Below are 11,084 nucleotides of genomic sequence, written 5' to 3'. Positions count from 1 at the left end.
TGTGTCACTGCTGATAATCATGAGTTTGTACGACAAGTTGCCATCGAAGCATTAGCCAGCAATTTCAAAGATGACCCAGATATCCGCTCGTTTCTCAAAGATTGTGTCACTGCTGATAATCATGAGTTTGTACGACAAGTTGCCATCGAAGCATTAGCCAGCAATTTCAAAGATGACCCAGATATCCGCTCGTTTCTTAAAGACCGCGCCACTGCTGATAATTCTGGGGATGTGCAATGTGCAGCCATCCAAGCATTAGCCAGGAATTTCAAAGATGACCCGGACACCCGCTCGATTCTCAAAGACCGCGCCACTGCTGATAATTCTGGGGATGTGCAACGTGCAGCCATCCAAGCATTAGCCAGGAATTTCAAAGATGACCCGGACACCCGCTCGATTCTCAAAGACCACACCACTGCTGATAATTCTGGGGATGTGCAACGTGCAGCCATCCAAGCATTAGCCAGGAATTTCAAAGATGACCCGGACACCCGCTTGATTCTCAAAGACCACGCCACTGCTGATAATCATGAGGATGTGCGAAGTGCAGCTATCCGAGCATTAGCCACAAATTTCAAAGATGACTCGGACACCCGCTCGATTCTGAAAGACAGCACCACTGATAATTCTGGAAATGTGCGAGGTGCAGCCATCGAAGCATTAGCCAGCAATTTCAAAGATGATCCAGACACCCGCTCGATTCTGAAAGACCGCGCCACTGATAATTCTGGGAATGTGCGGCGTGCAGCCATCGAAGCATTAGGCAAATTCTTCAGATATCAGCCTGAGTTGTTTGAAATTTACTACAACTGCGCTGTCAATGACCCTTTTGAGCGTAAGCAAGACTATGAAACTAACCCTCGGTGGGTTGCACTGGAGATAATTATCAAGCAATATCCTCAGCATCCCCAGACTGTACCACTGTTACGCCACAAAGCAGAGAATGACCCAGATGAGCAAGTGAGAAACTTTGCTCAACAAAAGTTGGCAGAATTAGAGAAGTAAAAGAGTGTATGAATAAATATGAAATATACAATAATTATTCAGTGGTCTGATGAAGATGAGTGTTTTGTTGTGAGTCTTCCTGAATGGGGAGAGTTTTGTCATACTCACGGAGATACTTACGAAGAAGCTTTCAAAAATGCTCAAGAAGTTTTAGAAATGCTGATTGAATCATCTTTGGCTGACGGTCAACCTCTACCAGAGCCGAAAACACTAGAAAAGCCTTTAAAATAATTCGTAATTCGTAATTTTTCAAATTAGAGAAGCATACGGCGATGCCTTCACGATAGGCATCGCGGATTTTAGATTTAATCTAATCTAAAATCCCAAATCGAGTTACCGATTCACCGCCGCTGCTTCTCTTGCTGCTGCTGCTTGATCTGGGTGAATACCCAAGCGGGTGAGATTAATGCGACCTTTGTTATCAATTTCGCGCACTTTGATAATCACTTCATCGCCCACCGCTACTTCATCCTCAACTTTGCCAACGCGGTAGTCAGCTAGTTGAGATATGTGAATCATGCCTTCTTTTCCTGGCAAGAATTCCACAAATGCACCTATCGGTATAATCCGAGTAATGCGTCCTGCATAGACATCCCCTTCGTGCAACTTGCGGGTCATGCCTTGGATGATATTTCTGGCTCTCTTGGCCTTGTTCTCATCCACAGCGGAAATTGTCACGGTGCCATCATCTTCGATGTCAATTTTTGCACCAGTTTCCTCTGTGATACCCTTAATAGTCTTGCCTCCAGGCCCGATGACCAAACCAATCATGTCTGAATCAATCTTGATTGTTAACAGACGTGGAGCATAAGGTGAGGTTTCAGTCCGTGGCGTGTCAATGCAGGCGAGCATTTTCTCCAGAATGTGCAACCGGGCTGCTTTGGCTTGGTGAACCGCTTGGGCTATAACCTCCAAAGACAAACCGGAGATTTTCATATCCATTTGCAAGGCGGTAATCCCGGTATCCGTTCCGGCAACTTTGAAGTCCATGTCGCCCAAAAAGTCTTCAATGCCTTGGATATCGGTCAGGACTCGTACTTCGTCGCCTTCCTTAATCAGACCCATTGCCGCGCCACTAACGGGTTTGATAATTGGTACACCAGCATCCATCAGGGCGAGGGTGGAACCGCAGACTGAACCCATTGAGGTGGAACCGTTAGAGGAAAGTACTTCCGATACGATGCGAATCACGTAGGGAAATTGTTCTTTGGACGGTAGCACAGGTATTATCGCTCGTTCTGCCAATGCCCCGTGACCAATTTCGCGCCTTCCTGGGGCCCGCATTGGCTTGGTTTCACCGACTGAGAACGGCGGGAAGTTGTAATGATGCAGATAACGCTTGTGCTGATCTAGCTGCATGTCATCGTTGAGGTTTTGAGCATCCCCAGGTGTACCCAGAGTACAAGTGGATAATACCTGAGTTAGTTCCCGGTTAAATAATCCGCTGCCGTGGACTCGCTTTGGTAAGACATCAACTAAACAAGAAACCGGACGCACTTGATCGAGTTTACGACCATCAACGCGGACGTTATCTTCGATGATTTGTCGCCGCATGAAGTGTTTGGTAATATCTTTAAAAGTGTTACCAAGCGCCTTCTTATTTGCAGTTGCAGCAACTCGAATGGGGTCTTCTTCTGGCAGTTCGGTAATCGTCGCGGCAATTTCATCCTTGACGACATCTAAAGCTGCATCGCGTTCGGGTTTGGTCAAACTAAATTGAGACAGGATTTTCTTAATCTGACCGTTGGCGCGATCGCGGATATAATTTTCTAGCGTTTGGTCTACTTCTGGTGGTGCTTCTTGCACTATTACTAGACCCAGTTCGGCAATTAAATCTTGCTGCGCTTTAATTAAGTCCCGCACTGCTTCATAACCAAAGTCAATCGCCTCAAGAATATCTCGCTCTGGCAACTGATTGGCTCCCGCTTCCACCATGATCACGCCATGTGGTGAACCTGCTACTACCAGATCCAAATCTCCAGCTTCAGTTTCTGCATAGGTGGGGTTAATAATGAAATCATCTCCCACTAAACCAACCCGCACTGCTGCCATTGGCCCATTAAAAGGAATCTGGGCAATCAAGGTAGCAATGGAAGCGCCTGTAACTGCTAACACATCGGGTGGAACTAACTCGTCCATCGATAGCGTTAAGGCAATAATTTGCAAGTCATCCCTTAGCCATGAAGGGAACAAGGGACGCATGGGACGGTCTATTAGACGGCTGGTGAGAATTGTTTTTTCTGGTGGACGACCTTCGCGCCGCATGATCCCGCCGGGAATCCTACCAGCGGCATATAGCCTTTCTTCATAATCTACAGTAAGGGGAAGAAAATCAATGCCTTCTCTGGCTTGCGATCGCGTAGCCGTCACTAAAACGGATGTGTCCCCTGATTCTATCAAAACCGACCCACCAGCCTGGGGAGCTAATAGGCCTACTTTCAGTCGAATATCCCTTCCATCGAAGGATATTGACTTATCAACTTCTGCCATTCAGTTTTTTTTCCTTCTCTTTCGCTATTCTCTTTCTGTGGCAATCCTAACATTTATGCCCTATGGCTGACTTCTAGTACATACAAAGATAGACAAGTCGTTTAACGCAAAGTGTGATATAAGATTAGCGCGTCTACCACCTGCCCATTCTCTAGCTTCGCCGCACTCGGAATTCGCCCAATAATCTCAAATCCTAACGACTGCCAAAGTGTAATTGAAGGTATATTAGTCTCAAAGACCAAATTAAACATCACTGCTTCGTAGCCCAGGTTTGCTGCTATCGAAAGCATAGCCTCTCCCATGAACCGTCCTAAACCCTGACCGCGTAACCCAGGTTGTACAATAAAACCAGCGTTGCAAATATGGCTACACCGACCGGGAAAGTTTGGCTTTAAATAAAACGCCCCTAATATTTCTTTTGGCTTGTGTGTAGGATCTACAACAGATGTCCTGACAACAAAGGCATCCTTGCTTAACCAGTAAGCTGAAAATTCTGTAGGAGAGAGAGGTTGCTTTTGGGGATAAGTTTTACCTTCAACAATTACAACATTGAGTAATGCTCTTACATCCTCGTGTTCTTGAGGCTGCATATAATCAAGTTCCACTAACATCCCATTTTTTAAGATTTTAATTAGGGGAAAATTCATTATTAACAATGTTTATGTGGAATAATTACTTAAATATTTATTATATGAGAAATTTTGGCAATAAATCTTTTTGAGAAGATGTAATAAGTAAAATAATTGCGATTTTAATTCTAGAGTTTTGGGAAAATCTGAGTAGTTAGCAAATGGCGATTTTACACTGTAATTGGTTACTAAGAAATGAAAATGGTTGTTTATTTATTTGGGGTGAAACTTGGCGATCGCCACGAGTGAATTTCGAGTCTAATGGATCTGGAGATATACCACCACATCCATTGGCAATGACATCGGTTGAGTTGAGTGAGTGGTTGGTTTCCCAGAAGATGGCAATTACTAACTTTATCCAGAAACCCCAAGTTGCGATGCCTGCTTTGGGCAAAGCGATCGTTACTACTGGGCGATCGCGCAAAGCCGCCAGTGCGCCTGAGATCAGTTTGCCAACGCACTCTCAAATCATTGCCCTACCAACTTATATCCCAGAAGGTAGCGATCGAGGAACAACAGCGATTTTCCCTGTACATTCTGCCAGCTTGGGGGAAAATACAGACTCCCTGCAATATTTGCAACCGTGGCGAGTTGAAGGTTTTTGTCTCAACCCCAGTGAAGCAGTAAAATTTCTCGCCGCGATTCCCCTAAATGCTGCTAAAGGGGAAGATGCTTTTTTGGGTGGAGATTTACGCTTTTGGTCGCAGGTTGCCCGATGGAGTTTAGATTTAATCTCACGTTGTAAGTTTTTACCAACAATTGACCGACAATTAGATGGTGCATTTGCAGCTAAGTGGCGAGTACTTCTAGATAGTGCTGTAGATGGAACTCGCCTAGAAAAATTTTCTGGGAATATACCGTTGGTTTGTCGCACTTATCAAGAGGAAGTGGGGACTGGGGAGAGACAAGGGGACAAGGGGACAAGGGGACAAGGGGACAAGGAAAATAACCATGCCCCATGCCCAATGCCCAATGCCCAATGCCCAATCTATATAAACTTCCCCGCTGAACCTCAAGAATTACTTTTGGGATTTCTTAACAGTACGATAGATGCCCAAGTGCGAGAAATGATGGGTTCTCAACCTCCAATTGAAGCTAAGGCGATTGCATCTTTACCGTCTGGGGTGCGACAGTGGTTGCCAGCCTTAACTAGTGGATCTCATATAGTTAATGCAGATGCAATTGAAGTGGAAAGGCTGGAAGCGGCATTAAAGGCCTGGACTATGCCGCTACAATACCAATTAACTCTTAAAAGTCTATTTCGTACCTGTTTTCAACTGCGTTCTCCAGAGTCTGGCGAAACAGATTGGACATTGGCGTATTTCTTGCAAGCGGCTGACGATCCTGAGTTTTTGGTAGATGCGGCAACTATTTGGAACAATCCAGTTGAAAGATTGGTTTATGAAAATCGGATAATTGACCAACCACAGGAAACATTTTTGCGAGGTTTGGGTGTAGCTTCCCGATTATATCCAGCGATCGCACCCAGTTTTGAAACAGAATATCCCCAATCTTCTAGTCTCACCCCCATCCAAGCTTATGAGTTTATCAAGGCTGTAGCTTGGAGGTTGGAAGACAGTGGTTTGGGAGTAATTTTGCCTCCCAGTTTAGCGAACCGTGAAGGATGGGCGAACCGTTTGGGTTTGAAAATTACTGCCGAAACCCCAAAGAAAAAGCAGGGACGTTTAGGGTTGCAGAGTCTACTAAATTTCCAATGGCAATTGGCAATTGGCGGACAGACTATTTCCAAAGCCGAGTTTGATAAACTTGTGGCTTTAAATAGTCCGCTAGTGGAAATTAACGGTGAGTGGGTAGAATTGCGGCCTCAAGATATCAAAACAGCCCAAACATTTTTTACCACTCGCAAAGACCAAATGGCGCTTTCCTTAGAAGATGCCTTGCGTTTCAGTACAGGCGATACCCAGGTAATAGAAAAATTACCAGTGGTCAGCTTTGAGGCATCTGGGGCATTGCAAGAGTTGATTGGGGCGTTAAGTAATAATCAAGCGATCGCACCTTTACCCACACCAGCAGGCTTTAAAGGGCAGTTGCGACCTTATCAAGAACGTGGTGCTGCTTGGCTGTCATTCTTGGAACGTTGGGGTTTGGGTGCATGTCTCGCAGACGACATGGGACTAGGTAAAACTATTCAGTTTATTGCTTTTTTGCTACATCTGAAAGAACAAGATGCACTAGAAAATCCAACCCTGCTAGTTTGTCCAACTTCGGTTTTAGGCAACTGGGAAAGGGAAGTCAATAAATTTGCACCAAGTCTAAAAATTTTGCAATATCACGGTGACAAACGCCCAAAAGGAAAAGCCTTTTTAGAAGCAGTGAAAAAGCACGATTTAATCGTTACTAGCTACTCGCTTCTTCATCGAGATATCAAGTCATTGCAAAGTGCATCTTGGCAGATAATTGTTTTAGATGAAGCCCAGAATGTGAAAAACCCAGAGGCGAAGCAGTCAAAAGCAGTCCGAGAATTAGAAGCGACATTTCGTATTGCATTAACGGGGACACCAGTAGAAAATAGGCTGCAAGAACTCTGGTCTATTTTGGATTTTCTCAATCCAGGATATTTAGGCAATAAGCAATTTTTCCAGCGTCGGTTTGCCATGCCAATAGAAAAGTATGGTGATACGGCTTCTTTAACTCAGTTACGTTCATTAGTGCAACCATTTATACTGCGGCGATTAAAAAGCGATCGCGACATCATTCAAGACTTACCAGATAAGCAAGAAATGACCGTATTTTGCGGTTTAACTGGCGAACAAGCTGCACTTTATCAACAGATTGTAGAACAATCTTTAGTAGAGATTGAATCTGCTGAAGGATTGCAACGTCGGGGAATGATTTTGGCTTTACTAATCAAACTCAAACAAATCTGCAATCATCCAGCCCAATACTTGAAACAAGCGACATTAGAGCCACATAATTCAGCCAAACTTCTGCGGCTAGAAGAAATGTTAGAAGAAGTTTTAGCAGAAGGGGATAGAGCTTTAATCTTCACACAATTTGCTGAGTGGGGTAAATTACTTAAACCCTATTTAGAAAAAAAGCTAGGGCAAGAAATATTCTTTTTATATGGCAGCACCAGTAAAAAACAAAGGGAAGAAATGATCGACCGTTTCCAACACGATCCTCAAGGGCCACCGATTATGATTCTTTCTCTAAAAGCAGGTGGAGTAGGACTGAATTTAACACGAGCAAATCATGTATTCCACTTTGATAGATGGTGGAACCCAGCCGTAGAAAATCAAGCTACAGATAGAGTATTTCGGATTGGTCAAACCCGCAACGTACAAGTACATAAATTTGTTTGCACTGGCACTTTAGAAGAAAAAATTCATGACATGATTGAAAGTAAGAAACAACTAGCAGAACAAGTTGTAGGTGCTGGTGAAGAGTGGTTAACCGAAATGGATACAGACCAACTTCGCAACTTACTACTACTCGATCGCAGTGCAGTAATTGACGATGATGCAGAATAAGTTTGTAATAAGGACTTTAATCCTTGATTTTAGCGCTAAAGCGCTCACTACAAAACCGTCCAAATTAGTGTGGCACACTACTAAGGTCTTAAATTTATTATGACTAATGACACATTACAAGCTAGTCGAGAATGGTGGTCACAACAATGGCTAGATTTGCTAGATTCCTATCGTTTTAAAAAGCGTTTAGAACGGGCAAGAAATTATGCTCGTCAAGGAAATATTTTGAGCATAGAATTTAAAGGTGCAAAAGTATTAGCTAAGGTGCAAGGTAGTGAAGTAGAACCTTATAAAGTTTCCCTTTCCCTTGAACCCTTTACCGATGAACAGTGGGGTTATGTCATTGAAACCATGTCTCAAAGGGCAATTTTTGCTGCCAAGCTACTAGCAGGAGAAATGCCACAAAATATAGAAGAAGTCTTCACGGCTAATGGTCTTTCGATATTTCCATTTACCCTTGGTGATGTCCAAAGTAAATGCTCTTGTCCTGATAAAGCAAATCCCTGTAAACATATTGGTGCTATATACTATCAGTTAGGCGATCGCTTCAGTGAAGACCCCTTTGTACTATTTCAATTGCGCGGACGTTCCAAAGAGCAAATTATCAGCGATTTACGTCAATTACGTAGCGCCAAGATTCAACCTAACACTACAGAAACGCCCGATATTCAACAGTCAATTCCTAATAATAAATACTCGGTAAAAATTGATTCTTTCTGGCAATATAATGAGCCACTAGAGTCATCATTGGTAGTGATTGCGCCGTCCACGAGTGAGACGGTATTAGATGTATTAGGAGCAATCCCCCTTGCAAAGGAAGAGGAAAGCGCAGTAAATTCAACTTCAAGTGATGTGGTAATGAAGTATTTAAATACAGTTTACAGAGATGTGAGTCAAAAGGCTTTTTTAACAGCGATGAATGTGGGAGGAAGCCGATCGTAATTCGTAATTCGTAATGGGCTACGCCCCGCTACGCTAACGTAATTAGTAATTATGAATTAGGTTGATCGGGTAGTTCAATCTTCACCCACTTCCGCACTGCCCGACGAATTGCCCGTCTGCCATCTGCCCGATTTTGCTCAATTAGTTTCGGCAGATCCCGGATTGCTAAAGTAGGAAATATTAAACTGTTCTCTGATTCGATATATTCCCCATCTTGCAGGTGGTAAATCTTTAGTTCACCGGAATCATAACACCAGAGTTCTGGTACTCCCAGGCGGGCATAAATGGGAAAACGATTTAAAGACTTACTGGTAACATCAATTTCTAGTGCCAAATCAGGCGGTGGATCTTGTCTCAAGTCCAGATCCAATCTACCCCGAACCGTAGCTTCATTCTGGAAATAGAAGCAGTTATCTGACTCTAACCCTGCCATTCGGCTTTCTCGTTTCCAAGTAGTCGAGCCATAACTTTCATAGTCTAAATCCAGCACATCAGCGATTTCTTTGACTAAATCACTAATTACCTCTTTGTAATGTTCGTGTTCAGGTAAAGGTGTCATAATTTCCAAAGTAGTGCGATCGTAAGCTAACCTTGCTGCCCGATGCTCTCCCAAGTCTTTTAGAAGATTTTCAAACTGTTCCCAGCTAATGTCATAAAGCATTACTCGGTCTGCTCGATTTTTGGCGACTGTCATTGTTACGACCTCCAGAATGTTTTATTGTCCAAACTCAAGCCTAGCCTGTTCTACCAAATCATCTGTCACAACCTCTTGTCCTGCTTCACGAGCCAGCTGTTCAATTCTGGCTTTAGCTTGAGAGCGGACAAAAAAAGGAATATTTTGTAACTTTTCCTTAGCTTCGGATGTCCATCGCAAAGCATCAATAAAATTGGCATCATTCATAGATTAGTTACCTTGGCAAATCGCTCACTTTTATTAATAGATTACTAATTTTCCTATAAAAAAAGCCCTTGCTTTTACGCAAGAGCCTTTAAATTAATAGTCCGTGATGTAATAAACTTTACAACCTAATCTAGGTCGTCCATAAACATCACTGGCTCAGTATCGCGGTTAATTCCTTTCTCAAAACCACCAGCAGCAGCCCGTGCGCGACCAGCGTGCCACAAGTGACCAACTAGGAAGAAGAATCCTAGTACGAAGTGAGAAGTCGCCAACCAAGCGCGAGGAGATACGTAGTTGAACGAGTTAATCTCGGTAGCCACACCACCCACGGAGTTCAGAGAACCCAGAGGAGCATGGGTCATGTATTCAGCGGCGCGACGAGCTTGCCAAGGCTGAATATCGTTCTTGATTTTTTCCAAATCAAGACCATTGGGACCACGTAGAGGCTCCAACCAAGGACCACGGAAATCCCAGAAGCGCATGGTTTCACCACCGAAGATGATTTCACCAGTTGGAGAACGCATCAGGTATTTACCCAATCCTGTGGGGCCTTGGGCAGAACCGACGTTAGCACCCAAGCGTTGGTCACGAATCAAGAAGGTCAAAGCCTGAGCTTGAGAAGCTTCTGGACCAGTAGGACCAAAGAATTCGCTTGGATAAACGGTGTTGTTAAACCAAACAAAGATTGAGGCAATGAAGCCCATCAGAGAAAGAGCGCCCAAGCTGTAGGAGAGATAAGCCTCACCAGACCAGATGGATGCACGACGTGACCAAGCAAAAGGCTTGGTAAGAATGTGGAAAATACCACCAGAAATTAAGATAAAGGCAATCCAAATGTGACCACCGACCACATCTTCTAAGTTATCAACGCTGACAATCCAGCCTTCGCCACCAAAGGGAGACTTGATTACATAACCGAAGATAACTGCTGGGTTCAATGTCGGATTGGTAATAATCCGAACATCACCACCACCTGGTGCCCAGGTGTCATACAACCCACCAAAGAACATTGCCTTTGCTACCAATAGCAATGCACCGAATCCCAAAATAATCAGGTGGAACCCGATGATGTTGGTCATCTTGTTCTTGTCTTTCCAGTCGTAACCAAAGAAAGAAGAATATTCTTCTAAGGTTTCTGGGCCACGAACGGCATGATAGATACCGCCAAAGCCAAGGACGGCTGAGGAAATTAGGTGGAGTACACCGACAACAAAGTAGGGGAAAGTATCGATGACTTCACCACCAGCACCAACACCCCAGCCCTGAGTGGCGAGGTGAGGTAACAGGATCAAGCCCTGCTCGTACATGGGCTTTTCAGGAATAAAGTGAGCGACTTCAAACAAAGTCATCGCTCCAGCCCAGAATACAATCAAACCAGCGTGGGCAACGTGAGCGCCCAGCAGTTTACCAGATAAGTTGATTAAACGTGCGTTACCAGACCACCAAGCAAATCCAGTGGATTCTTGGTCGCGTCCAGCACCGCCTAAGATATTTGGTCTATTAGAGAGCGTTACCACGTGGTAATACCTCCTCAGGGAATACAAATTGTTCGTGGGGTTGATCTTGAGGAGCCATCCAAGCGCGGATACCCTCGTTCAGCAAAATGTTTTTGGTATAGAAGGTTTC

Annotated in this window: 9 protein-coding genes and 1 pseudogene; 4 read left to right on the top strand and 6 right to left on the bottom strand. The window is 44.1% G+C overall.

Annotated elements, in window-relative coordinates:
* Positions 1-1,005: HEAT repeat domain-containing protein (locus V7K53_RS09560; RefSeq protein ID WP_335197289.1), on the top strand; the 1,005-nt coding region annotated here is incomplete at its 5' end.
* A gap of 18 nt (positions 1,006-1,023) precedes the next feature.
* The gene (locus V7K53_RS09555; protein WP_335197288.1) at positions 1,024-1,236 is read left to right on the top strand and encodes a type II toxin-antitoxin system HicB family antitoxin; all 213 of its coding nucleotides are present in this window, start codon (positions 1,024-1,026) and stop codon (positions 1,234-1,236) included.
* A 102-nt stretch (positions 1,237-1,338) separates the two neighbouring features.
* Here the strand turns inward: V7K53_RS09555 and V7K53_RS09550 are convergent, their stop codons facing one another.
* Together V7K53_RS09550 and V7K53_RS09545 are read right to left on the bottom strand one after the other, a co-directional pair.
* Complete coding sequence (locus V7K53_RS09550) at positions 1,339-3,495, bottom strand: polyribonucleotide nucleotidyltransferase (protein WP_335197287.1); 2,157 nt, start codon at positions 3,493-3,495, stop codon at positions 1,339-1,341.
* Between the two features lie 101 nt (positions 3,496-3,596).
* Positions 3,597-4,142, bottom strand: coding sequence for a GNAT family N-acetyltransferase (locus V7K53_RS09545; protein ID WP_335197286.1), 546 nt, complete (start codon positions 4,140-4,142; stop codon positions 3,597-3,599).
* Positions 4,143-4,285: 143 nt separating this feature from the next.
* Here V7K53_RS09545 and V7K53_RS09540 point away from each other — a divergent pair, with 143 nt between their 5' ends.
* Both V7K53_RS09540 and V7K53_RS09535 read left to right on the top strand, forming a co-directional pair.
* On the top strand, positions 4,286-7,615 hold the full coding sequence (locus tag V7K53_RS09540) for a DEAD/DEAH box helicase (RefSeq protein ID WP_335197284.1): 3,330 nt from the start codon (positions 4,286-4,288) through the stop codon (positions 7,613-7,615).
* Positions 7,616-7,714: 99 nt separating this feature from the next.
* Positions 7,715-8,557, top strand: coding sequence for an SWIM zinc finger family protein (locus tag V7K53_RS09535; protein WP_335197283.1), 843 nt, complete (start codon positions 7,715-7,717; stop codon positions 8,555-8,557).
* Between the two features lie 49 nt (positions 8,558-8,606).
* Here V7K53_RS09535 and V7K53_RS09530 read toward each other — a convergent pair whose 3' ends face one another.
* The 4 genes and pseudogenes from V7K53_RS09530 to V7K53_RS09515 all read right to left on the bottom strand — a co-directional run.
* Positions 8,607-9,251, bottom strand: a complete 645-nt coding sequence (locus tag V7K53_RS09530) for a Uma2 family endonuclease (protein WP_335197282.1) — start codon at positions 9,249-9,251, stop codon at positions 8,607-8,609.
* Between the two features lie 21 nt (positions 9,252-9,272).
* Entirely contained in the window at positions 9,273-9,458 is a 186-nt protein-coding gene (locus tag V7K53_RS09525; protein WP_335189672.1) for a PCP reductase family protein, read from the bottom strand.
* A gap of 125 nt (positions 9,459-9,583) precedes the next feature.
* Positions 9,584-10,975, bottom strand: a complete 1,392-nt coding sequence (gene psbC / locus V7K53_RS09520) for a photosystem II reaction center protein CP43 (RefSeq protein ID WP_292810597.1) — start codon at positions 10,973-10,975, stop codon at positions 9,584-9,586.
* Positions 10,959-11,084, bottom strand: a pseudogene (locus tag V7K53_RS09515) (photosystem II D2 protein (photosystem q(a) protein)); the annotation flags it as partial. The gene psbC and the pseudogene V7K53_RS09515, both read right to left, overlap by 17 nt.

This window comes from Nostoc sp. (assembly GCF_036917355.1).
In the GTDB taxonomy this organism is placed as follows: domain Bacteria; phylum Cyanobacteriota; class Cyanobacteriia; order Cyanobacteriales; family Nostocaceae; genus Nostoc.
Note: the sequence above shows the minus strand (reverse complement) of the source record. Positions and strands in the feature narration are given on the sequence as shown.

Excerpts from the sequence above, each read along its gene's own strand:
- V7K53_RS09555 (WP_335197288.1), top strand. The coding sequence starts at position 1,024 with ATGAAATATACAATAATTATTCAGTGGTCTGATGAAGATGAGTGTTTT.
- V7K53_RS09550 (WP_335197287.1), bottom strand. The coding sequence starts at position 3,495 with ATGGCAGAAGTTGATAAGTCAATATCCTTCGATGGAAGGGATATTCGA.
- V7K53_RS09545 (WP_335197286.1), bottom strand. The coding sequence starts at position 4,142 with ATGAATTTTCCCCTAATTAAAATCTTAAAAAATGGGATGTTAGTGGAA.
- V7K53_RS09540 (WP_335197284.1), top strand. The coding sequence starts at position 4,286 with ATGGCGATTTTACACTGTAATTGGTTACTAAGAAATGAAAATGGTTGT.
- V7K53_RS09535 (WP_335197283.1), top strand. The coding sequence starts at position 7,715 with ATGACTAATGACACATTACAAGCTAGTCGAGAATGGTGGTCACAACAA.
- V7K53_RS09530 (WP_335197282.1), bottom strand. The coding sequence starts at position 9,251 with ATGACAGTCGCCAAAAATCGAGCAGACCGAGTAATGCTTTATGACATT.
- V7K53_RS09525 (WP_335189672.1), bottom strand. The coding sequence starts at position 9,458 with ATGAATGATGCCAATTTTATTGATGCTTTGCGATGGACATCCGAAGCT.